This window comes from Candidatus Thermodiscus eudorianus, assembly GCA_015521085.1.
Taxonomy (GTDB): domain Archaea; phylum Thermoproteota; class Thermoprotei_A; order Sulfolobales; family Acidilobaceae; genus Thermodiscus; species Thermodiscus eudorianus.
In genome coordinates, this window is the sequence record WAOW01000005.1 from 1 (window position 1) to 22,203 (window position 22,203).

Genomic DNA, 22,203 nt, shown 5'->3' on the forward strand with positions numbered 1-22,203 from the left:
CTGCTACTGGTGCTAGTGTTGTTGTTACTCAGAAGGGTATTGATGAGGTTGCTCAGCACTTCCTCGCTAAGAAGGGTATTATGGCTGTGAGGAGGGTGAAGAGGAGCGACATAGAAAAAATAGCCAAGGCAACAGGAGCAAAAATAGTAACCAGCCTAAGAGACCTCAAACCAGAGGATCTGGGTTATGCGGAGCTAGTAGAAGAAAAAAGAGTAGGAGAAGACAAAATGATATTCATAGAAGGAGCAAAGAACCCAAAAAGCGTAACAATACTCCTCAGAGGCGCCAACGACATGCTACTAGATGAAGCCGAGAGGAACGTAATGGACGCGCTCCACTCGCTCAGGAACATAATGAAGGAGCCGAAGATAGTCGGCGGTGGTGGTGCTGTCGAGATCGAGATCGCGCTAAAACTAAAGGACTACGCCAAGTCCCTCAGCGGCAAGGAGCAGATGGCCGTAGAGGCGTACTCCGAGGCACTGGAGGTGGTGCCTGTAGTCCTAGCTGAGAGCGCTGGCATGGACGCGCTCGACACACTGCTGCAGCTGAGGAGCCTTCACGCGAAGGGCTACAAGTTCGCCGGAGTTAACGTGGTCGAAGGTAAGATCGAAGAAGACATGACAAAGCTCAACGTATACGAGCCGATACTAGTGAAGAAGCAGGCAATCAAGAGTGCTAGCGAGGCGGCCATAAGCTTGCTGAAGATAGACGATGTCATCTCCGCCGCGCCTCCGAAGAAGGAGGAGGGCAAGGAAGGAGAAGGCGGGGAAGAGGAAGAAGAGGGACCCGGTAAGTTCGGCGGCGGCAACTTCGAGTTCTAGCAGGTATAGCCTTTCCTTACCATCAATAATATCTTATAATTTATTTTATATTTTATTTAACTTGATAACAGATACACAGCTATTAAAGCTAATACCACCCCGAGAGCCTGTTTCTGCGATAGGTGCTCTCCCAGGAACAAGACCCCTAGCACTACTGTCAGAGCGGGGGAGAGCTGCGTCAATGGTATGACAACCGATATCTTACCGCCAGCCTCCAACGCCTTCACGAGAAACAGGTAACCCAGGGTCCCGCTGAAGCCAGCGAGCAACGCTATAACGCCTTGCTTGCCCGTAATGAACAACTTTAAGCCACCACTAGTAGCCAGGACCACCAAGACCATGATGATTATAGCAGTATTGGTAGTTACATAGACTTCCTGCCAGCTCCTACCCCTCTGGGCTTCCTTAAGCAGAACACCCCATATCCCCCAGAGCAGGAAAGTCAGCAACGCTGGTATCAGCCATCTCGGAAGAACTCCCAAGGTTCCACCCCTAGGCAAAGCATTGTGATAGAAATAGATATATCACTAGACTGGTTAACAATGACCGAGTAATGGGGATACCAGGTGAACGCGGAGTTTAACAACAACTACCCAGTAATCGATGAACGTGTCAGGATAGGCCCTCCCTATCTGACGAGGTACGAAAAAGCCAGGATAATCGGTGTAAGAACCTATCAGCTAAGCATAGGGATACCGCCACTCGTTCCCCCCGATGTCGTTGGATCGAAGAATCCCGTGGACATCGCTAGGTACGAGGTGGAGAAGGGCATCCTGCCCATATCGGTATTCAGATACCATACTTCTGGGTACGGCCAGGCAATACCACTCAAGGTCCTCCTAGAACTCGGGATGAAGCTTGGAGTCGAGTAGCGGCGTGCTCTCTCCTAGATGCGCCAGTATAATAAGTAGTTACCTCGAAGTAGAAGAGGTCTCCCATGATGACGAGGTAACATCGTTTCTAGTGATACGCTCCAAGAGAGGCAGCCTAACCTCGTCTCTAGAGGAACTCTACAATAGACTATTAGAGGAGAACTGCTATATGAGGGCCGTTAGAACCAGGATAGGAGTCGTGCTACAAGTAGCCTCTACTCCGAAGAAGCGCTCCAAAATACCGCTCCACGCGGTACTGGCTGCGGCAACCCTGGCAACCGTTTACATCTCAGGCCTGGCTTTCGCCAGGGAGGGAACCGGCTTAGCCTGGAGTCCATGGGGGTACCTGTTGGGACTGCTCCTCCCCCTGATAATCCACGAATCCGGGCACTATATAGCCATGAAGAAATACCATGTGCCTAGGAGCCTACCCTATCTATTGCCAGCCCCGCCGCTACAACTGGGATTCATCGGAACCTTCGGGGCTGTTATAAACATGCGATGGCTGCCTTCAAGGAACAGGCACCTAGCAATAATTGGTATAGCGGGGCCCATAGCGGGCTTCATAGCTGCAATACCGGTAGCCTACTACGGTATAATGCATTCCGTGATCAGGCCAGCCACGGGGTTGGCCTCTCTACCGCTAACGCCATTGATCATGATGCTCTTCCCCGCGCCAGGCAACCCCGGGCCCGGGGAAGCTATTGTGTTAAGCCCGATGGCATTCTCAGCCTACATCGTGTTCTTTGTGACGTTCCTGAACCTAATCCCCGTAGCCATGCTTGACGGGGGCCATATAGTTAGGAGCCTGCTAGGCTCCCGGGGGCACGCTTTTGTATCACAGCTAGTCATCGTACTCCTCCTGATAGCTTCTACGATGGTCCCCGGCCTGCTAGTATTCACCCTGCTAGTCCTGGGCCTATACATGCTCTCCCGGGGAGTCCATCCCGGCCCCGCGATAAGCGAGATAGGGGTCGACGCTACGACTGCTTTGATAGCTGTTGTCTACACTGTATTGCTAGTGCTAACCCTACCCGTCCCCTCATGAGGAATGAGGGAAATTGCACCGGCCCCGGAGAGTAGGCTCTAGGTATGTCGCGGGCGGGAAAGGCTGTTATTTGGGCTCCGGGTTCACGGCGATAATAGCAGAGAAGCCGAAGGCCGCCGAGAAGATAGCTAGAGCCCTTGGTGGAGCCGTCAAGTGTAGGCTCTACGGGGTCCCTTACTGGATGATTAGGCATAACGGGGAGAGGATAGTAGTCGTCTCCAGCGCGGGCCACCTCTTCGGCGTCACTACCTGGAAACGGGGCTTTCCCGTGTATGAATATGAATGGCGGCCGCTATGGGAATACGATAAAGGCGCCAGCTACCTTAGGAAATTCTATAATACTCTGAAATACATCCTGCCGAGAGCTGCAAGATACATAAATGCCTGCGACTATGATATAGAGGGCAGCCTAATCGGATATATGATAATCGAGGCGTTCGGCGACACAGCCCGGGCACGGAGGATGGTCTTCTCCAGCCTGAGTCCAGCCGAGTTGAGGCTCTCATACAGGAACCTGCGGCCTCTCGATAAAGAGATGGTTGAAGCTGGCAAGGCTAGACACGAGATGGACTGGCTTTGGGGCATAAATGTATCGAGGGCGCTGATGCACGCGGTGCGACGGATCGCTGGCAAGCCTATCGTGCTAAGCGCTGGAAGAGTGCAGTCGCCGACGCTCGTAGAAGCCGTCCGCAGGTGGCGAGAGATAAAACTGGCCGTGCCCCTCCCGGTCTTTCATTTGGTTGTTACCCTGGAGAAGGATGGCATAGTGTTTAAAGCGTATCCCCATCAGTGGGCTCCTAAGACCAAGATGGAAGCCGAAGAGATAGCGAGGTATCTAAGAAGCAATCCCCGGATGAAAATCACTGGCGTCCACAAGTCGACTGTCAAAGTCAGGCCGCCTCCAGCGTTTAATCTAGGCGATCTCCAGGCTGAAGCAGCACGTTTATACAAGTACTCGCCCCTGAAGACCCAGAAGCTCGCTGAAGACCTCTATCTAGACGCATTGATAAGCTATCCGAGGACCAATAGTCAGAAGCTGCCTCCTACTATAAACTACCGGTCGATCTTGGATTCCCTGAGGAGGATAGGCGAGTATAGGATTCTAGTGGACGAGCTCCTCACAGAGACGGGAGGCGTCCTTAAACCCGTGCAGGGTAGGAAGGATGACCCAGCGCATCCAGCTATATATCCTACTGGAGAGATTCCCCGAGGGCTTGACAAGGACCATGCTAGGATATACGATTTGATAGTGAGGAGGTTTCTGGCAGCCTTCTCGACCGCGGCCGTAGTTGATAGGACAGATGTACTCATGGTCGACGGCGAGGGTAGATTATACTCGGCTAAGGGAATTGTGGTCGTAGATGAGGGCTGGTGGCGGTACTATCTATTCCTGAAACCAAAGGAGAACCGTTTACCAGTACTTAGGGAAAACGAGATGATAGATATTATAAAGGTTAATTATAATACTAAATGGACCGCTAGGAAGCCTGCGCTCAGCAGGTCGAGTTTACTGAAATGGATGGAGGCGAATGGGATTGGGACCGAGGCCACAAGGGCCAGAATAATCGAAATATTGTTTAAAAGAAGGTATCTTGAGTCTCGGAAGGGCGCCACGATCGTGACCGACCTGGGAATCATGGTAGCTGATATAATAGAAGAACTATTCCCGGACCTTGCAAAGGTGGAGTTGACCAGGAGATTCGAACAATTAATCGAAAAAATAAGGAGCCGTCGATACACGAGGGCCTCCGTTATCGAGGAAACCATCAAAGAGCTAAACACACTTATAGAGAAGTACTATGAAAAACTAGACTCCGTAGAGCGTAGACTGGCTATTGCATTAGGCGTTCTAGAACCGGCCGTGAAATGCATTATCTGCGGGAGAGAAGCCGTGACCAGAGAACCCATGCCACTCTGCAAACACCACAACGACGCCCTACACCGCATCAAAGCCCACCTTCCCACGATAATGGAGAGAATGGGCGTCGACGAGAGCAAGGCTCTGAAACTGCTAGCCTCAAGGAAATCCGACGCCGGCCAATGGGTGGTAGAAGTCTCTCGCCTCCTAACAGAAACTAACCCCTAAGGAGCAGCGTCAACCCGCCCAAGTAAGGTATCTTCACGGGCACATCATCAACAGACACCACAACACCTTTAATCCTCGAATAAGGTACCCCCCGTACCCCATTCCTCAGGGGACACGGCGGGACGCCCGGATCCGGGATGGGATTGTTATCGCCCTTGACAACATAGCATACAAGGCCTCCGGCCTCATACACTCCAATGATCCTATGGATTATGTATTTACCGTCTAGCGACTCATACACTATGATGTCGCCAATCTTTATCTCGCCCGGGTTCTTCTTCTCTAGAAAGACCACATCCCCTGTATGGAACAGGGGTTCCATACTACGACCCTCTACTATGGCCATGCCGCGGACTCCCACAATCACTAGTCCTACTACCACGAGGACCAGTACTGCCAGTGATAGTATCTTTAGATACCCTGATATGGCTACGCCCACCGGGCAAATCCCCTGGGAACTTGTTTAGGTGCTATGAGGTTAAACTATGTTGTCACTATCGGTGCACCAGTCACTGCATCTAGGAAAAACGACTCCTTGAACCCGGCCTCCTCAAGATGCCGCTTTGCATCACCTATGATTTTGCCCCATATCCTGTCGTTTAGGAACCTGCAGAAGCTACAGCCGGGGTTTGACCCTGTATAGTCCAGGAATACAATTATTCGGGATCCATCAGTACTTACCCTGATCCGGGTGACTACACCGCTTGAGACGATATCAACATCATAGCCTGGCACTACCACTTTCGAGAGCGCGGCCAGGGCCTCGTCAATCCTCTTCTTCATAAATGGACTCTGCGCTACCCTGGGCCTCTCTTGGGAGCTAGGTTTCAGGAACCTGCTGAAGATACCCAATCGGGGGCCACCACGTCCTGAGGTTAGAAACGCCTTTAGAGGAGCCATTTAAGCCTTCATACTGGTCCCCTACTACTGGTGCCTAGCTAGTGCCGGGAAGCTTTATGGAGATAGAAGAAGGTCTAAAGGATATGGGTATCAAGGTAGCCGTGTTGGCCCTGGATAATGTCACAGTTAGAGATTCCTCGCAGGAGCTCTCACAGAGGATACAGGCTCTTATCGAAGAGTTCAAAGCAAGGTATAATGACCCGTCAATGCTTACAAGTGACCCCATAGTTAGAGCCTACAGGAAAACGCTCTGGAGGCTTGGAATAGATCCCACGAAGGTTAGGCCTAGTAGCGAAGCCCTGGCTAGGCGGATTATACGGGGAAAGCCTGTTCCCAGGATAAACAATATAGTGGATCCGGGTAACGCTGCCAGCCTATACTATCTAGTCCCGATAGGCCTATACGACCTGGATAAGACGCGTCTGCCGTTGAGGCTGCTTAGGTGCAGGGAGGCCTGCTACTTCAAACCGATAGGCTCGGAGTCCAAGGTGCTGGGTAAGGGGACCCCTGTTATAGTAGATGCGTCTAACCGTGTAGTCCACGTGTATCCGCATAGGGACGCCATGGAGACTAGGATCACCATGGAGACTAGGAGGGTCTTGGCCGTATCGCTTGGAGCCGAAGGTATTCCCGACGAGAGACTTGTCGATTCCCTGAAACTATTCGTAGAACTCGCCAGGATAGACAATCCCGGGTTAAAATCGTCTGACACAGAGTTGATCTAGCTGGGGTGTTGGCTTATGGAATATTCGCATGACGACCTAAGGAGGGTACTAGTCAAGGTTGCTGGAGAGGCTGCGGGATTCCTGAGGGATATCGCGTGTACAGGCAAGGCTACCGAGAGGGTTGGCGAGGAGACCTTTAAGGCCGACCTGGAGAGCGAGGCTTACATAATCGACGCCCTCGTCAATGAGGGGGTTTCAGGGCGCTTCGTCACAGAGGAGTCAGGCGTTGTGGAGACGACTAGAGGGGACTTTACCGTATTGATCGATCCCTTGGATGGTAGTAGGAACTATGCGAACTGTATACCCTGGAGCTCTGTCTCGATAGCGGTAGCCAGCAGACAAGCTAAGAGTCTCGATGATGTAATTGCGGGAGTCGTCCAACCCATATTCTATGGCTATCCGATGTCCTTCACCACAGAGAAATGTTATCTGGGGGGAACACCCGTAGAAAGGCTAGGCGATAGTGAGAGGTTCCTGTACGTCTACGTGGAACACCCGGAGGCGGCCGTGAAACTAGCCGATATCATAGCCATACTTGGCAGGGGGATGAAGATTAGGAGCCTGGGAAGCGCCGCCCTAGAGATCGCCTACGTTGCAGTTGGAAGGGGCAAGGCCTTCATAGACCTGAGATCCAAGCTCAGGAACATCGATGTCGCCGCGGGCATTGGCCTCGTCAATGGATGTGGCGGATATTATCTTGGCCCCGGAGGAGTTAAACCGTCTATCGGGATATCACGGGTCGAGCCTATAGGAACTCTTGCCGTCTTCTCCCATGACGTGGAGAGAGACGCGATAGAGGCTATCCGTAGGGGGCCGCTCAGTAGCGCCGGCCAACGCCCATAGCCCTATAAGTAGAGGTTGGGCTTGGCAGTTATCCTTTCTAACCTTACATCACTGCGGCCGGTAAACTTTAATTGGGGTCGAGGTTATAGATGCTAACCCTTGAGCAAGGTGCATCGGCTTGGGGATCGTGGCCTACGTTTTAGTCAGGACTGATATAGGGGGAGAATATGATGTTGCGAACTTCGCGAGGTCTCTGAAGCCCTCGGTTACCGAGGCACTTGTAACGTATGGTAGCTATGATGTGGTTGTGAGATTGGAAGTAAGTGATATGGCCGAGCTGGACGAGATAGTGACTAAGATCAGGAAGCACCCGCTGGTCAGGGAGACGATAACGCTAGTCTCCAGCGTCTAGAGATCTAGCAGCGGCTGGCACATTAAACCTCAGCAATGCTATGATGCCGCCCATCATTCTAACCCTCTCGCCGATAGGCGAGTCCTCGGGCACGATCACTATATGTCCTCCACGATTCTCTATCTCTTCAAGTGCTTCTGTAACAGTTTCCCGGGTCTCGTCGTCTATGGAGTAGATTATAGAGTCAACCACGATGACTCTCTCGACGGCGCCCATCTTAGCTAGCAAGTACACTTCCTTGGGCCCCATGGCTATGCGTTCTCCACCCCTGGACGCGTCCTTGAGGACCTCCGCTAGTAGCTGCTCAGCCTCCGTTATGGTATACTCTCTCAGGGCAGACCATATGGTAGGTCTGCGGAGGGCCTCCTCTATACCGCTGCGGCCGCCCATTGAGACGTCATCAACCACGACATGGAGGTTCCTCGACAGGACCTTGACCTTATCGGCCACTAGACCTTTCAGCGCGCCGGGCCCGGCTACAACGACTATCCTGGCATCGTAGGTGGAGGCTGTATCCACTATGCGCCTGGCGACCTCGTTGACAAGTCTATCAAGCTCTTGCTCTCTAGAGGGATCCTCCTTGCCCGGTAGCCTGGTGTGCGTGTCTATTACGAGCTTGATCCCGTGAACGGATAGGACCGCTATCGCGTATTCGTCGTAGTCAACCGCGGCTATGACGGCTCTGCCCCTTGGACCCGCGCTCTTGAGCTTCTCTAAAGTCTTCTGGGGCCAACCACCCCTCCTCTCTATTATTAACTCGGTGCCCGGCGTTACTAGGATCGACTGGTGCTTTCCCTTTACACCATACTCTTCGGGTCCCTCGACGATTACACCGAAGACTCTAAGTTTTCCCGTGAAGGGCTGGAACTCTACTTGTTTAACAACTAGTTTAACGGTTATAGGCCTCTTCTCCTTCTCACCTCTACCACCTCTGGCAACGTCACGGAACGTCCTCCCCGTAACATAGTCGCCGGGTCTAAGCACCGTCTTCAGAACCCAGAGGTCCTCCTCGGATTCCGGCTTCACCTTTAAACGCTCCCTTCGCCTATCAATTACATCTACTATCAAATCCCTGCACCAACGCTATCTCATGGCAGACCGAGTATCTAAGAGTACGTCTAAGAGTAGGTGTGTTAGCTGGTCTCGACTATATAGAAGCCTCCGCCTAGACTGGAGGCTCCTGCCGGAGGCTCGCCCTCGTAGACATTGATCCTAACCTTGTGCATAGCCTCAAGATCCTTGACAGCTGTGCTTAGAGAGGCTGGAACATAGAATACTACGTTGTTGACTGGCTGTACTAGTTTTAGGCCCCGGTCCCTCTTGTAGGCCCAGATAACCTTGTTAAACTCGATTATGCCGAGAGCTAGTTTTGCCAGCTCCTCTCTCTCTTGGTCCTCGAACACCGGGGTTGGATAGCTCTGGACGTGTACACTCGCTCCATAGAGTTTCCTGAAGGCGTAGTCTGTCACGAAGGGCATTATTGGAGAGAGTGCTATTAGGCTTCTTCTAAGCATTAAGTGTAGTGCGGCCCATGCGCTCTTTTGCTCCTCTACCGTGTAAACGCCCTCTCTGTTGTATGCCCTGTTCTTGGCTAGCTCTACGTAGTGAGCTGCGTATATGTCCCAGATGAACTCGTATGACTTCTGTGTTGGGTCGAATACATCTAAACCGGCATATGCCTCGTCGATCTCTACTAGGTACTTGTCCTGCAGGGCTATGAAGGCCTTATCCGCTAGTGTTAGCTCTGCTGACTCCGGTTCGGGGAAGGCTGATACAAACCTAGCGAGGTTCCATATCTTTGTCACGAAGTTCCTACCAGTCTTTATCTTGTTCTCGTCAAATCTATAGTCATAGCCTAGCTTAGCCGCGATAGCAGACCAGAACCTGAACGCGTCTGCTCCATACATCTCCACGACCGGGTCCGGGTCGATTACATTGCCCAGGGATTTATGCATCGGGCGACCCTTGGGGTCCAAGCCCATACCGGTTATCCTAACCCATCTAAACGCCCTTTTACCAGTCAACTGATAGACCCTTAACAGGCTATAGTAGAGCCAGGTCCGGATTATGTCCTGGCCCTGCGGCCTCAGCGTGTTCTTGAAGGCTCTCTTGAAGAAGGCCTCGTCCCTCATCCAGCGTGTAACGTAGAGTACGCTGATACTGGAATCAAACCACGTGTCGAACACGCGCTTCTCCCCTTCAAGGTATTCCTTCGGCGCCCCACAGCGTGGACAGGAGTCCCAGGGTGGTTCGTCTATCCACGGCCTGTAGTACTTCCCGGGTTCTGGGACTAGCTTTGCACCGCACTTTTTACAGGTCCATATGGGTATTTCTGTCGCGTAGTATCTGTCCCTTGATATGGGCCAGTCCATTGTTATACTATCTATCCAATCGTAGAGTTTTCTCCTGTGCATTTCGGGCTTGAAGTCTATGGTCCCAGCGATCTCCTTAATTTTATCCTTATAATCTAGCTGTTTTAAGAAATACTCCTTCCTGTATATAATCTGCAGCGGCGTCTTGCAACGCCAGCAAATGGGGACTTTGTGGGTGATCCTCTCTTTCTTCACCAGAAGGCCCTTCTCCTCAAGCAGCTCTACTATCCTCTCCCTGGCTTTATCAACGGGGAGCCCTGCTATGGGACCCGCCTCTTCCCTCATAGTGCCATCCGGGTTTATCAGCCACTTGGGCTTCAAGCCCAGCTCGCTGAACAGCCTGACGTCTTCCTCGTCGCCGAAGCTACATATCATCATAAGCCCTGTTCCATAGCTTGGATCCACCGCGGGGTGCTCTATTATCTCGACCTCGTGATTGTATATGGGGGCTATCGCTTTCCTACCCTTCAGACCCTTATACCGTTCGTCGCTCGGATTATAGGCTAGGGCGGCGCATCCAGCCAGCAATTCCGGTCTTGTCGTGGCGACGATCAAGTCCTCGCCTGTATCAGAGAGCTTATACTTTATATAGTACAGGAACCCCTCCTCGACCCTGTACTCCACTTCAGCCTCGGCTAGGGTGGTTCTACACCGGGGACACCAGCGCACTGGTCGAGAGTCCTCGTAGATTAGGCCTCTCTTGTACAGTTCGATGAAGGAGGCCTGGGTCAGAGTCCTGTATGTGGGGCTGTCGGTCCCGTCTCGCCAGTAGTCGAAGGAGCACCCGATCCTCCTCCAGACCTTGACGATCTCACCCTCGGCCTTGTCTAGGAACTCCTTGCAGAGTTCGAGGAACTTTTGCCTGCCTTCGGGGGTCTTAGCCATCTCATGCGCGTAGACGTTGTGGGTCTTCTCGACCTGTACCTCGACTGGTAGACCATTCCTATCGGCGTAGAACGGTACTACCACATTGTATCCCTTGAGCCTGAAGTAACGGGCTATCATGTCTATCTGGGCATAATGGGCCGTCCCCGCTACATGCCACTTTCCACTAGCATAGGGTGGAGGCGTGTCCACAACTAGGATGGGCCTCTCATCGCTTGTATCATAGGAGGGCTTGTATAGGCCCTCCTTCTCCCACTGCTCTATAAGCTCTTTCTCATATTCTACGGACCATCTCTTCTCACTTATCCTAGGTTTAAGATCCATTATTAGGCACCCATTAGTGGACAGCGAATCGCCAGGCTCCTGTAAGACTGTTCTCCTTATTAATTAATTGCCCGGCACTCCACTAGGCCCGGAGGACTCACGGTGGACAGGGAATACGCCGCCGCGTACATAGTCGCTTACGCATTCGCATTTGCCATAGGACTCACTATGGGGTATGCGGCCGGGCCCTTCGGGGCCAGCGTAGTAGTAGATGTAGCTATAGTGGCATACGCAGTCCTCCTCTCAACCTATGTAGAAGCGAGGTGGATACCGCTATCACTAGCCATAGGGACCCACCTAGCAGCGATACTATCATACTACTCCCACCCGATACCACTGCCATTCCTAATACTAGAGAGGGGGAAACACGGGTACACCATGAACATAGACCTAGTACAGGCACTCATAGGATACGACCTACTCTTCGAGTACCATAAACAAGGCCAGAAAGAGGAAACACTAAAAACCCCCACCTCCAATGACCAAGAGCAGGGGACCCCAGAGGAGCCGCCGTAGTATAGCCCGGCCCAGTATGCGGGCCTCTCGAGCCCGTGACCCGGGTTCAAATCCCGGCGGCGGCACCATGCGCGGGCTCGACGGGGTCCCTCTATAGACTCATTGTCGATCGTCCAATAGCTTCTGGTATTGGCTCCGTTTCCTCATTGCTTCTATGAACGCTCTCCTGAGCGCTTCCTTTAGCCTGGCTACTGTGACGGCGTCGTTGAGCTTGGCCACTGCTATGTTGCCGTGGCCTCCCTTGTCGACCACTATACCCATGTCGTAGAGTGCTTCGATTACGGGCATCGCCTCTCCGTGGCCGGATCTAACTACGAGTAACCGGCCCCCGTCTGTTTTCTCGACCAGCAACGCCACTGGGACGTTCACTATCTTGTAAATCGCGGAGGCTAGAGCCGAGGCGCCCCTCTTCTTCCACTTGTCTCTGGCGTCTACGAACCTCAAGTAGCCTAGGTTGACGGCGGACATGGCCAGTTGGAGAGCGGTGTCGCGTATCTCTTTGTCGGCCTGTTCCGAGAGCTCCACGCCGGCCTTCAACAGGTTTACCCGGTCGTCTACCCGGAGTTTTATGCCTGGGTCTTCGAAGGGCAGGGGGTTGGCAACCCACTTAACGTACTTAATCCATGCCTCTCGGTTCCGGGTTTGATTTAGCATCTTCGAGATCGAAGCTGCGATCGTCACTAGTTTCTCGCTGACTTCCTCCTTGACCCACCTTCTACCTCCTTCCAGGACCGCTACGGCCGTGACGAAGTCGTTGAGCCTCTGCGTAAACCTGACACCCATCCCCTCTAGGAACCTCTTGATTATAACCGCGGAGGAGGATTTGCCCACGACCCCGAAGACACCATACTTCTCCTCTAGTTCGGCCAGGTTTGTCAGCGTGCTTGAGTGGTGGTCGAAGTAGTATATCTTGGCGCCGCACCTTTCCTTTAACGCCTTAAGCGCCGCGTCTACCTCGGGCGTGTAGGGTATATCGACTATAACGACTACCTCCCAGCACCTATCCCCAATCTCGTCAACGATACTCCTCGGGCCCGCCGGTATGAGGCATACCTTCTCCCTTGAATCTATGGGAAACACGCCCCTCTTCTCCTGGGCATAGTATATGAGCGCGGCTCCAACGACGCCGTCAGCATCCCAGTCGGCTATAACCGCTACTCTACAATCCTCCATTAACCGTCCTCCCTATCCACATCCTCGTCTCTAAAAGCGGATTAATATTATTCGTCAACCGCTCCTTTCAATCCTCCTTCTCGTACTCCAATACTGCCGGTTAGCAGCGTATTCCTCCATGGCCCTCAAGAGGTCCTCGTAGAAGAACCGCTCGCCCTTATTCACGAGATCCGATAGAAGCCTCTTCGCCCGAGCCGGGCCAACACCATAGGTCATTAGAGCCTCTACCACATACCTGCCCAGGCCTTGGCCAGCGTAGTTAAGGTATAGCGACGCCCTCTCACGGACCTCCTTGACGAGTTTCCTCTCCTCGCCCCGTATCTTAGAGCCACTCCTCATTTTCTCATAGGCTTGAAGCATTCTCTCGCCGTACTCGGTAGCTGGTAGAGGCGCTATTGCGAGGGACCCGCAGTAGGGGCACCTGGGCTTACGCCACGCCTCTGACGCCGTTATCCTCCTCGCCCTCCCACATGAGAGGCATAGCATTATGACGCTTCTCCTGGACAGGCTCTTCTTGATCGACTCGATTATCTTGTCCATAGCCAGCCTCGAAACCTTAACGGCGACGTCTCTCTTGATATAGGGGTTGTCCAGGACCTCCCTTGCGAGTGGCGAGGGCTCCCCTCCCGTATCCACGCATCTAACCTCTCTCAGGTTATCCAGGTAGTCATTTAACGCGCGTACATCTGCTTTCTCCTGCATAATCTCCCTGATGGTCTCTACCTCAACAACGCTCCCCCTGAGGTTGTCGGATAGGCGCCTGGCGAAATCCAGTGGAAGCCTCTTATCAGGGTCAACGACGCCCATTCTCTTAGCGACGCGGATGAAGCGGATCAAGTACGTGCGAGACCTCCTGACGGCGTCCTGGAGGAGGACCAGCCTCTCGGCGTCGTCCATCTCTCTGGCTTTGAGCAGGGCATTCTCTACGAGATGACATGGAACGCCTACTGGCGAGCGGAATACTATGGCGTAGGGAATGTAGTCGAACTCTACCCTCACATGACTCTCCAGTAGCTTAGATAGTAGGAGGGCCAGCGCTAGGTTTCCATTGCTGCCGAGGCAAGAATACAATATGGTGATGCCACCAGTAGACTCTAGAATACCATTATAGGGGTGCAACAGATGCTCTCCGAAGGACCTGGCAGACTCCCTGAGTACCTTTACAACCTTCTCCGCCCACTCTACAGGTATCTTCCTGTAGGCAAGCATTCTACGACAGTCCTCGGGGTCGTGCTGGCACAGCGAGAGTATGGAGCAGACTTCCCTCGCGATTCTGTAGCTCACAGGTATGATCTCGCCCTCCCATGAGGGGATCAGCGCATCCTCCGATACCAGAGGGACTGCCTCAATTTTACCCTTCTCGTAGTCTATTGATACCGCCTCCCAGATCCTACCGCCTAGGACAAAGCGGAATCTACCGGTGTCGCGTTGTTTTAGGAGCTGTGACTCTACGAATTTCTCGCTGACGTCTCCCACCCTGGAGCCGGTTACCATATCGTATACGTGGAATGATAGCTCGTCTGGTATCATTGATACCCTGTAAAAGTATGAGAGCGTCCTTCTACCAAGCCTCACGCTGCCGCCCTCGGGGTTATAGCGTGTTATATTAACGTTGTCGAGGTGAACCAGTATAGAGTCTATCTCGTCGTCGCTTAACCCGTTCAGGGAACCAGAGCCCCGGAAAACCCCTCTTATCAAGTCGACGGCCAGCGATCTCTCCTCTATGGTCAGCGCCGCGATCTGGTGAGAGGCCACATCGTAGGAGTTGCGAGGCAAGCTTAGATCCTCTAGGTGGCCCTTCTCCGTCCTAACAGCTATCACGCCCGACTCAAGGATCTCGAATATATTAGAGGATGTAACTATCACCCCCCTGCTCACTTCAAACAGGCTATGACCTGCTCGCCCGGCTCTCTGAGTCATAGCAATTACCTGCCGGGGCGACATGAATTGCACTACCAGGTCTACTAGACCTATATCAATACCCAGCTCCATGCTTGATGTAGAGACCAGTATCTTGACCTCGCCTTTTCTGAAACCTCGTTCCACTTCTTCCCGGATACTACGCGATAGGCTCCCGTGGTGTACCTCGACTCTATAGCCAATCCCCTTCTTCTTGAGATACCCGGCTAGGCTACTGGCCAACTTCTCGGCGGTACCCCTAGTGTTGGTGAAGACTAGGACAGAACCGTCAACACTACTAGCTAAATCGGCTATCTTCGCTACGGCTCTCTCCCAGTACCTGTCCCCGTCAACTATAGCGACCTTGATCTCGTATTTCTTCGTGGAGTAGTCCTCCACTATCGAAAGCCTCCTATCAAAGGCTAGCATATCGGCCGCCTCTGAGACGGACCTCCTCGACAGTGTAGCCGACAAGCCGATGCGCTGTATCCTCCTCTTGGAGATTCTCTGTAACCGCTCAAGAACTACTGAGAGCTCGGCCCCCCTTTTGCTATCTATGAGCTCGTGTACCTCATCCACTATAACCCACTCGACATTACCCCATATCCTCTCCCTATGAGCCGTGGTCAGCATTAGGTTTAGCGACTCCGGCGTTGTCACAACTATAGGTGATGGCTTAGCTATGAACCTCCTCCTATCGGACTGGACGGTGTCCCCGTGCCTGAGGAATACGCTTAGCCCAACCGCCTCGGCTATCCTGGCTATTCGAAGCGCTACATCGCGGTTGAGCGCCCTGAGCGGCGTTATATAGACTACCCTAGCCCCCTTAAGCTTGACGCCATTATCGAGCTTGTCCAAGAGCATTGAAAGAACTGGGAAGAGCGCTGCCTCGGTCTTCCCGCTCCCCGTGGGAGCTGTTATGAGTGTGTGGCTACCGGTTAGGACAACCGGTATAGCCTTGGCTTGGATTGGGAGGGGACTTGTGTATCCCAGCCTCTCAATCGCCTTCCTCAGCGACGGGTTGAGCAGGTCGAACACGTTAGCCATGCCTGTTATCCACTCGCTTTCTATGCCACCAGGGCCTCTGGTTTCAGGGAGTCCTAGGTAAAGATATACCCTAGACCCGGGCCTAATAGCCACTGGCTATAGGCCTTGATGCCTAGGAGGTGCAGCCCGGTAGGCAAAATCTTAGCCCCCCTAGCCCTACTCCTAGTAATCCACAACCTCGACAAGACCGATCTGTTCCAGGGAGGCGCCCTGCTCGGAGCCTTCATGTATAGGGCGCTGGTACCGCTAATCTCTATGCTAGCCTCGGTGGGCTTGGGCATATACAGTAAAAGCCCCCTTATAGGCCTTTTATCGCTAATCTACCTAAAGCCACAGATGGCAGAAGGACTAATACAATACCAGTGGTACATTCTGTCCATCCTAGGTCTAGGCATGATACTTGTCATAGCGTATCTACGTGGCCCCTGGGATAGTGCTCTGGAGGCGTTTACGATAGGTAAAAGGTACTATATGACCCCAGTGCTGGCGTCCATAACCTCGGCCCTGATACTAGCGAGACTTGGGATGGTGAAACCAGGTGCTGACTATTGGCCCTTCGTGCTAGGCGGGGGACTCCTATTATCTAGGATAGCAGTAAATCCCCTCATAGCGATAGCTGGTGGAGCCGTTGCCTCGCTAGGCGTGTTTGGGGTCATAGCGATAAGCCTCTACGCCTCCTTTACCCCCGTACCGCCACTGTATTGCCGTGGATTAAGGGTTGGAAGGCTTGTAGGCTATGAAATAGAGACTAGCACAACGAGAATAGTCGCGGGCAGTGCCTTTAAGCGCTGGAGGGCTAGGGGGATTGCGTGCTCCCATGATGGCGACGCAGTCCTAGCCATGGGGTGGAAGTCTATATTGTGGATTTACAGTAGCAAACCCCTCAAACTTGCTCAATGGGTGGCCAAAGCCAACAGAAACGGCAAGCGGATCGTGGCAATAGACTTGGACAAGCCTGGTGAAACCGACGACGTTTACAGCCTGCTCAAATACGTGGAAGAATCTGGCCGTGACGTTAATCTATCGCTTGGAGCTATCGACGCTGCTTCTAGAGAGGGCATCTTGCTTGCTCTTCCCGAGTCCATAAAGGACGACGATCTAGTAGTAATCTCGTCGTGCATCGAGAGCCCTCGCAGCCTACAGAAATACCTGTCTGAGATCTCGAAGAAAACCCTAGTAATAGCATCGTTCTGTAAGCCCGAGTCAGACCTGCTAGCACCGGCGAGAGGGCCCGAGGGATCGGGAGTCATACTAGGCCCGCTCGGGGACCCGCTGCTAACCGCCACAGTACTTGGGAGGTTATTCCCCGACACCTGGAGGCCGCTGAGCGGGCTTATAGAGATGAGCCACCGGACTGCGCTGGCATACGCGTATTGCAGCGGGGGCTGGGCTTTAGTGGAAGTAGGTGTTTAATACGCCTTGACAATCGCTATTGGGTTATGATGGGTGCGGCGCGTGTCCGAGGAAGACATGGAAGTCGAAGTAGCTACATATGCTGTCACTAACCCGGAGCTACTGGAAGCAATGATCGAGATCTCAGAGCTCTTAGAGAAGGTCGCTAGGGGCGAGCTAACGGTTCAGGAAGCCCGCGCTATATACGCCGAGTCGATACTGCCAAGGTTTAAGGAACTGGAGGAGAAATACAAGCCCAAAGAGAAGAAAAAGAAGGAGGCCAAAAAGAAGACCAGTAAAAAGAGCAGGAAGAAGGAGAGCAAAAAGAAGACCAGTAAGGCGGAGGCCAAGGCCAAAAAGAAGTGACTAGGCTAGCTTATACTGTTTTACCTCTACCTTGTAGCCTAGCTCCTCCAGCGCCCCGACAATGACGTCCAGGGGGACCCTCCTGTCGAAAGACAATACCACTATCCTCTTATCCCCCTCCCTGACGAGCTTGATCTTGTCGACTATAACCCTCCCAAGTATCATGTCGTTCATGGATTTCGACGGCACTAGGTAATCCTTGAACTTCTTCTTCTGTGTTTCATAGAATACGTCAAAGTTCCTCAGCATCCTATAGGCCTCGTTTACATCGCTTGATTCAAAGCCTAGCCTATCGACCACCAGGGAGATAAGTTTTTCAGCCTCCTCCAGAGGGACCCTAACATTCTTGTATTTACCCATGTCTACCTCGACTACTATATTCCCGGGCAATCCGTTACACCAAGCTTCCTTAGAGAGGCCCCGGGTTTATTACTCTAAAAGGCGGCAATACATAACGAGGGGTAGAGGATTGACGGTCAGGGTAGTACATCCAGCACCGGTCAAATTCAAGTACATAACCCAGACGCTAGCTAAGATCAATGACGAGGGAGACCTATTCTTCTCCCTAGAAGGCCTCGTAGCGTACCTCATGAGCCCCGATAAAACCAGTCTAGCGGTGCTGAGAGCGCCTATAACAGCCTTTGACGAGTACAGTGTAGACGATGAGGTCGTGATAAGGCTACGTACTGATGAGTTAAACAAAATCGTCAGAAGGGCCACGCGGAATGACGCCCTCGTCTTCGAACTTGAGTCGGGAGGCGATACCTTGAAGATCGTCCTGGAGGATAGGAAGACTGGCATCTCAAGGACCTTCTACCTTCCAGTTACTTTACTGGAGGCCAGGGAGATAAAGGAGCCAAGGATGGAGGGGAAAGCTAGGTTCATACTAGAAGCCGATGATTTCAAGAGTATGATCCAGGACGCCAAGATAGTTGGAGACGTCCTGGAGCTCAGGGCCACGAAGGAAGAGGTAATCGCGAGGGCCGCCGGGGAGGAGAAAGAGTACGAGTGGATAATGAAGGAGGGGGATCCATTGCTTAGCTTGAACGTAGCGGAGGAGTCGACTTCATCATATACGCTAAACAGCCTGCAGGCCCTGACAAAGCCTACCGGAGCCGCCGAGAGTGTAACGGTCGAGTTCGAAAACGACTATCCCCTGAGGGCGACCTTTACGTTCCCAAACGCCGAGAAACTGATTATCTACGCCGCGCCCGCCCTCGGCTAGGCTTTCCACCCCTATACCGGGCCTTCGACTTCAACTGCGAATCGATACTGGATACGAGGGTATTGGCCTCGCCCCATCTAGCCTTGGGCGCCACCTTTCCAAGCTTCTTCACGATAGGCGCATTACAGTAGAATCCCCTATTGCCCCAGAGCGCTAGTATACAGTAGGGGCATATCAACACGGTCCTCCCATTATAGCGGCACTGGTATACGTAAGCCTTCCTACCGCAAACCTCGCACCGATACCAGCCTAGCGTGGCCCGAGGCATAACGCGACATCCCCGCATTCGTCTAAGCCGTCATTCCTCGCCGCGGTCTACCAAGCGGGCCCGGGGAGGCTTGTCGCCCGCCGCGATTGCCGCGGCTCCCGGGTCCGGCGTTTTAACTATACCTTCCTAGGGGTTATTTAGGATAGAGGACTCATAGAGTCTCTTAAACGCGACTGCGTCCTCATAGGAAAACACGTTGTTGAACAATACATACGAGAGCCCCCACCTGCCACTCCTGACTATATCAAGCAGCCTCTGGAGGTCCTCTACTGTATACTTGTACCTGTAATTGACCTCGCTTCCCCCCAGCCCGTGGAGACGCGTGTAGAGCGTATCCTGGCTAGGGGGAGGCGTGCGCCCCCTTAAGACGTCGCCAGCGATGAGGAGGCCGAACTCCCTGTTGAAGCTCTCAAGGAGATCCCTCCTATTCCACCATTCCCCTCGGGGCTCCCAGGCCAGGGTATATCCCTCTGGCCAGTGCTTTGATAGGAAGGTCGATAGACGGTTTATGTTTTCTTCCGTTGGCTTGAAGCTCGCCGGCGTTTGCAGGACTATTATCATTGCTCCGATCGCCTCTGCCGCGTTTATAGTCTCTCCCCAAGCCCATGCAACCACTTTATTGTCCTGGAAGAAGCCATAGTCCTCCTTGCCGCCGGGAACGGGCTTTTTCAGTCTTTTCCATAGCTTTGCATTGTACTTGTGGGTAACTAGCATCCATGCTTTAATGCTGAACTCGAAGTCCTCCGGAGCCTCCTGTCTTATGCGTTTTAGAGACGAGATTACACGGGGGTCGTAGAAGGTCTGCTGCACCTCTACTATGTCTAGCTCGGCGAATACCAGTCTACGCGACCTGGTAAAACCACAGGTACCCACTTTAACGTTGATCCTCGTCAATCCACGAGGGTCCCTCCTTCTCTACCATGTCTAGATACTCTCTGGCGGCCGGCCCGATATAACACCTGACGCTGGTGCAGAGTATGCCTGGGTCTAATCCCTTGATCCTGTCGAGGCTTCTCCACCAGTCCCTCTCGCTAGACCCCCACTTGTTAGAGAGGCTCCCCAGTGCATCTCCGACGACTACAAGTCTATCCTCGCCCTCGACAACTATTGATTGGCTACCCGGGGTATGACCTGGGGTGTGTATCATGGAGAGGGTGATCTTGTCCAGGCTCAACTCGTATGGGTCCCCCTCGACAACTAAACCCACAGGGACCCCCCGGAACCGGAGTCCATAATCTCTAGCAGCGGTCCTATCTTCGTCGCCTTCCTCGATCCATCTTGAGTCTGGTGGGCGAGCTGCTATAGTAGCTTTTAGAACATCGTGGACCCACCAGTCTCCCCCCGAATTATTTACATGCCCATGCGTATTTACAGCGATCTCGATCGAGAACCGCCTGGGGTAGCCTAGCTCTGCCAGGGAAGCTGCGATCGCCTTAACCGCGGCCTCGACGCCGGACCCAGTGTCTACTAGAACCGCTTTTTCGCCGTCGACTACCAGGACTGACACGGCGTCTATAGGAGTGGCCAGGCCTGGGTAAAGAACTAGGTACGCGTATCCCGTTAGCCTTAACTTGAGCGGCACCACTGGGACCCTTTCCCGTCCTCTACTGGGTAAATGCTTCAAAACTCCTAATCCTTACCAGCGTAACCACGTCTAGCTCTTCCAACGCCCTCTTAACGTCCTCTATGCCTGCCTTGGCCTTGGACACGTCTACGATCACTGTACAATTCCCGCTCTCCCCTCTGGAGATGGCAGCGCACCTAGTCGCTACTATATCTATGTGCATTTCCGCTAGTTTTTGCGTTAGCATGGCTAGCGCTCCTGGTTTATCCATCATCTCTACTTCGATCTCGTAGATGTATTTGCTTGACGCCGATATGGGGGAGATAATTATCTCCCTCCGGTCCAGGTCGGCTAGTAGGACTACTATCATCCCGGGCTCTATGTCTAGCGCCTCTCTGATAGTCTGGGGTATTGTTACCCTGCCCTTCGAATCTATCTTGGCCAGAGAGGTCAGTCTCATCCCACTAACCCCCACTTCCGTTCCACTAGTAGATAACATTGGGAGATTTATAAAGAGATATTGGGTTATTTCGCGAAGAGGCCATTCAATTATAAGACGCCATACAATGATACAGGTATGGGGGTGGGTGTATGAAGAGGCTCTACAGGATCTATTACAACACCTTTAGCGATGAATCGCATGAGAGGGTGAAGGAGGTCCTTAGAAAGAAGTATAATGCAGAGCTAGTAGACCACAAGTCTAGGATACACAGCGACTTCCGGTATATAGAGCTGCTACTGGAAGAGCCCGGCTACGAGGACGAGATAAGAGATCTTATAAAGGGTCTCCTGGGGACCATGTATGTGAAAGTTGACTGGATAGATACGACAAAGTGAATGTGGCATGAGGGACCCTAGGAAGATAATAGTGTACCCCAGCGAGTTACATGAATACGCATACTGTCCCCGGTTCTACTTCTTCGATGTCCACGTGGGGAGAAGCTTTACGGCGGCCGAGCGTATTAGACTCTGGATCGGCCGTATACTACACTGGATCAAGGGATTACCCGACAGGGCCAAGGGGAGGATACTAGAAGAGAGAATCGAGGTCGAGGTCGGATCGAACATCGTGCTACGAGGGCGACCGGACTCTTATGAAGTCCGTGGAGGCGATCTCGTAGTTATAGAGAGGAAGAGTGGCAGGGGTCCCTCGAAGGGCGTGTGGGTGAGTGATTCAGCCCAGGCATCGGCCTACGCCTTCATGCTGACTCGCCTGCTCAACGCGAAGAACGCTCTAATAAAGATCGAGTACTTAAGCCGGTCTCGCTCGTCGACCCTGGACGAGGAGAAGGTTTCTAGGCTCCTCAAATTGATAGACGAGGTGGTGCTGGTGAGGGAGCACGGTATAGTCCCCTACGCGAAGAGGAGCGCCAGGAAATGCGCTAAGTGTCCTTTCAGGGAGCTGTGCTATAAGCTCGACGAGGGACTCGATGGCCTCGACGCTGAACTCTATGAGCCTGGCCGTTGGCTGGCCGAGGTCCCTGTAGACGACTCGTTTAGCTAGCGGTCCCAACGGGTAATTAGC

General features: G+C 52.9%; 25 protein-coding genes and 1 tRNA gene. 14 read left to right on the forward strand and 12 right to left on the reverse strand.

Annotated elements, in window-relative coordinates:
* On the forward strand, positions 1–821 hold an 821-nt coding region (locus F7C38_03020), incomplete at its 5' end, for a thermosome subunit (protein MCE4600522.1).
* Between the two features lie 56 nt (positions 822–877).
* On the opposite strand, the gene F7C38_03025 is transcribed toward F7C38_03020, so the two are convergent.
* Positions 878–1,303: an EamA family transporter gene (locus tag F7C38_03025; protein MCE4600523.1), complete on the reverse strand. Its 426-nt coding sequence runs from the start codon at positions 1,301–1,303 to the stop codon at positions 878–880.
* Positions 1,304–1,387: 84 nt separating this feature from the next.
* Between F7C38_03025 and F7C38_03030 the strand changes: the two genes are divergently transcribed.
* From F7C38_03030 to F7C38_03040, 3 genes are all read left to right on the forward strand, one after another.
* Positions 1,388–1,693, forward strand: coding sequence for a DNA-directed RNA polymerase subunit K (locus F7C38_03030; GenBank protein ID MCE4600524.1), 306 nt, complete (start codon positions 1,388–1,390; stop codon positions 1,691–1,693).
* Entirely contained in the window at positions 1,680–2,741 is a 1,062-nt protein-coding gene (locus tag F7C38_03035; GenBank protein MCE4600525.1) for a site-2 protease family protein, read from the forward strand. Before F7C38_03030 ends, F7C38_03035 begins: the two co-directional genes overlap by 14 nt.
* A gap of 70 nt (positions 2,742–2,811) precedes the next feature.
* Positions 2,812–4,827 (forward strand): DNA topoisomerase I, encoded by a 2,016-nt coding sequence (locus F7C38_03040; protein MCE4600526.1) that lies wholly within the window; start codon positions 2,812–2,814, stop codon positions 4,825–4,827.
* Here the strand turns inward: F7C38_03040 and F7C38_03045 are convergent.
* Together F7C38_03045 and F7C38_03050 are read right to left on the reverse strand one after the other, a co-directional pair.
* Positions 4,817–5,266 carry a signal peptidase I gene (locus F7C38_03045; protein MCE4600527.1) on the reverse strand — a complete coding sequence of 150 codons (450 nt, stop codon included), beginning with the start codon at positions 5,264–5,266 and terminating at the stop codon, positions 4,817–4,819. The genes F7C38_03040 and F7C38_03045 overlap by 11 nt on opposite strands.
* A 44-nt stretch (positions 5,267–5,310) precedes the next feature.
* Entirely contained in the window at positions 5,311–5,679 is a 369-nt protein-coding gene (locus tag F7C38_03050; GenBank protein MCE4600528.1) for an iron-sulfur cluster assembly protein, read from the reverse strand.
* An 89-nt stretch (positions 5,680–5,768) separates the two neighbouring features.
* Here F7C38_03050 and F7C38_03055 point away from each other — a divergent pair, with 89 nt between their 5' ends.
* The 3 genes from F7C38_03055 (at position 5,769) to F7C38_03065 (ending at position 7,647) form a co-directional block, all read left to right on the forward strand.
* Positions 5,769–6,452 carry a hypothetical protein gene (locus F7C38_03055; GenBank protein MCE4600529.1) on the forward strand — a complete coding sequence of 228 codons (684 nt, stop codon included), beginning with the start codon at positions 5,769–5,771 and terminating at the stop codon, positions 6,450–6,452.
* A 15-nt stretch (positions 6,453–6,467) separates the two neighbouring features.
* Complete coding sequence (locus F7C38_03060) at positions 6,468–7,295, forward strand: hypothetical protein (GenBank protein MCE4600530.1); 828 nt, start codon at positions 6,468–6,470, stop codon at positions 7,293–7,295.
* 127 nt (positions 7,296–7,422) lie between these two features.
* On the forward strand, positions 7,423–7,647 hold the full coding sequence (locus F7C38_03065) for an Lrp/AsnC ligand binding domain-containing protein (GenBank protein MCE4600531.1): 225 nt from the start codon (positions 7,423–7,425) through the stop codon (positions 7,645–7,647).
* Here the strand turns inward: F7C38_03065 and F7C38_03070 are convergent.
* Together F7C38_03070 and F7C38_03075 are read right to left on the reverse strand one after the other, a co-directional pair.
* Positions 7,630–8,715, reverse strand: a complete 1,086-nt coding sequence (locus tag F7C38_03070; protein ID MCE4600532.1) for an mRNA surveillance protein Pelota — start codon at positions 8,713–8,715, stop codon at positions 7,630–7,632. The two genes, F7C38_03065 and F7C38_03070, sit on opposite strands and share 18 nt — an antisense overlap.
* A gap of 65 nt (positions 8,716–8,780) precedes the next feature.
* Positions 8,781–11,228, reverse strand: a complete 2,448-nt coding sequence (locus tag F7C38_03075; GenBank protein ID MCE4600533.1) for a valine--tRNA ligase — start codon at positions 11,226–11,228, stop codon at positions 8,781–8,783.
* A 102-nt stretch (positions 11,229–11,330) separates the two neighbouring features.
* Between F7C38_03075 and F7C38_03080 the strand changes: the two genes are divergently transcribed.
* Positions 11,331–11,744 (forward strand): hypothetical protein, encoded by a 414-nt coding sequence (locus F7C38_03080; protein ID MCE4600534.1) that lies wholly within the window; start codon positions 11,331–11,333, stop codon positions 11,742–11,744.
* Positions 11,735–11,812 (forward strand) — tRNA-Glu (locus tag F7C38_03085). The genes F7C38_03080 and F7C38_03085 overlap by 10 nt, the downstream gene beginning before the upstream one ends.
* 31 nt (positions 11,813–11,843) lie before the next feature.
* Here the strand turns inward: F7C38_03085 and F7C38_03090 are convergent.
* On the reverse strand, positions 11,844–12,917 hold the full coding sequence (locus tag F7C38_03090) for a phosphoesterase (GenBank protein MCE4600535.1): 1,074 nt from the start codon (positions 12,915–12,917) through the stop codon (positions 11,844–11,846).
* A gap of 54 nt (positions 12,918–12,971) precedes the next feature.
* Positions 12,972–15,863, reverse strand: coding sequence for a DEAD/DEAH box helicase (locus F7C38_03095; protein MCE4600536.1), 2,892 nt, complete (start codon positions 15,861–15,863; stop codon positions 12,972–12,974).
* A gap of 108 nt (positions 15,864–15,971) precedes the next feature.
* Here F7C38_03095 and F7C38_03100 point away from each other — a divergent pair, with 108 nt between their 5' ends.
* Together F7C38_03100 and F7C38_03105 are read left to right on the forward strand one after the other, a co-directional pair.
* Positions 15,972–17,276, forward strand: a complete 1,305-nt coding sequence (locus F7C38_03100; protein MCE4600537.1) for a hypothetical protein — start codon at positions 15,972–15,974, stop codon at positions 17,274–17,276.
* Between the two features lie 42 nt (positions 17,277–17,318).
* Positions 17,319–17,621: a hypothetical protein gene (locus F7C38_03105; protein MCE4600538.1), complete on the forward strand. Its 303-nt coding sequence runs from the start codon at positions 17,319–17,321 to the stop codon at positions 17,619–17,621.
* Here the strand turns inward: F7C38_03105 and F7C38_03110 are convergent, their stop codons facing one another.
* Positions 17,622–18,011, reverse strand: a complete 390-nt coding sequence (locus tag F7C38_03110; GenBank protein ID MCE4600539.1) for a hypothetical protein — start codon at positions 18,009–18,011, stop codon at positions 17,622–17,624. It abuts the gene before it with no gap.
* A 79-nt stretch (positions 18,012–18,090) separates the two neighbouring features.
* Between F7C38_03110 and F7C38_03115 the strand changes: the two genes are divergently transcribed.
* Positions 18,091–18,846: a DNA polymerase sliding clamp gene (locus F7C38_03115; protein MCE4600540.1), complete on the forward strand. Its 756-nt coding sequence runs from the start codon at positions 18,091–18,093 to the stop codon at positions 18,844–18,846.
* Here F7C38_03115 and F7C38_03120 read toward each other — a convergent pair.
* The 4 genes from F7C38_03120 to F7C38_03135 form a co-directional block, all read right to left on the reverse strand.
* Positions 18,818–19,114: a hypothetical protein gene (locus F7C38_03120; protein MCE4600541.1), complete on the reverse strand. Its 297-nt coding sequence runs from the start codon at positions 19,112–19,114 to the stop codon at positions 18,818–18,820. The two genes, F7C38_03115 and F7C38_03120, sit on opposite strands and share 29 nt — an antisense overlap.
* 126 nt (positions 19,115–19,240) lie before the next feature.
* On the reverse strand, positions 19,241–20,008 hold the full coding sequence (locus F7C38_03125; protein MCE4600542.1) for a DUF72 domain-containing protein: 768 nt from the start codon (positions 20,006–20,008) through the stop codon (positions 19,241–19,243).
* On the reverse strand, positions 19,989–20,696 hold the full coding sequence (locus F7C38_03130; protein ID MCE4600543.1) for an MBL fold metallo-hydrolase: 708 nt from the start codon (positions 20,694–20,696) through the stop codon (positions 19,989–19,991). Before F7C38_03130 ends, F7C38_03125 begins: the two co-directional genes overlap by 20 nt.
* A gap of 22 nt (positions 20,697–20,718) precedes the next feature.
* The gene (locus F7C38_03135; protein MCE4600544.1) at positions 20,719–21,138 is read right to left on the reverse strand and encodes an AbrB/MazE/SpoVT family DNA-binding domain-containing protein; all 420 of its coding nucleotides are present in this window, start codon (positions 21,136–21,138) and stop codon (positions 20,719–20,721) included.
* Between the two features lie 131 nt (positions 21,139–21,269).
* On the opposite strand from F7C38_03135, the gene F7C38_03140 reads away from it, so the two are divergent.
* Both F7C38_03140 and cas4 read left to right on the forward strand, forming a co-directional pair.
* Positions 21,270–21,515 carry a hypothetical protein gene (locus tag F7C38_03140; GenBank protein MCE4600545.1) on the forward strand — a complete coding sequence of 82 codons (246 nt, stop codon included), beginning with the start codon at positions 21,270–21,272 and terminating at the stop codon, positions 21,513–21,515.
* Between the two features lie 7 nt (positions 21,516–21,522).
* On the forward strand, positions 21,523–22,182 hold the full coding sequence (gene cas4, locus F7C38_03145) for a CRISPR-associated protein Cas4 (protein ID MCE4600546.1): 660 nt from the start codon (positions 21,523–21,525) through the stop codon (positions 22,180–22,182).
* Positions 22,183–22,203 lie beyond the last annotated feature (21 nt).

Bases quoted from the DNA above. Each gene is read 5' to 3' on its own strand.
- F7C38_03060 (MCE4600530.1), top strand. From the start codon at position 6,468: ATGGAATATTCGCATGACGACCTAAGGAGGGTACTAGTCAAGGTTGCT.
- F7C38_03075 (MCE4600533.1), bottom strand. From the start codon at position 11,228: ATGGATCTTAAACCTAGGATAAGTGAGAAGAGATGGTCCGTAGAATAT.
- F7C38_03090 (MCE4600535.1), bottom strand. From the start codon at position 12,917: ATGGAGGATTGTAGAGTAGCGGTTATAGCCGACTGGGATGCTGACGGC.
- F7C38_03095 (MCE4600536.1), bottom strand. From the start codon at position 15,863: ATGGCTAACGTGTTCGACCTGCTCAACCCGTCGCTGAGGAAGGCGATT.
- F7C38_03100 (MCE4600537.1), top strand. From the start codon at position 15,972: ATGCCTAGGAGGTGCAGCCCGGTAGGCAAAATCTTAGCCCCCCTAGCC.
- F7C38_03120 (MCE4600541.1), bottom strand. From the start codon at position 19,114: ATGCCTCGGGCCACGCTAGGCTGGTATCGGTGCGAGGTTTGCGGTAGG.
- F7C38_03135 (MCE4600544.1), bottom strand. From the start codon at position 21,138: ATGAGACTGACCTCTCTGGCCAAGATAGATTCGAAGGGCAGGGTAACA.
- F7C38_03140 (MCE4600545.1), top strand. From the start codon at position 21,270: ATGAAGAGGCTCTACAGGATCTATTACAACACCTTTAGCGATGAATCG.
- cas4 (MCE4600546.1), top strand. From the start codon at position 21,523: ATGAGGGACCCTAGGAAGATAATAGTGTACCCCAGCGAGTTACATGAA.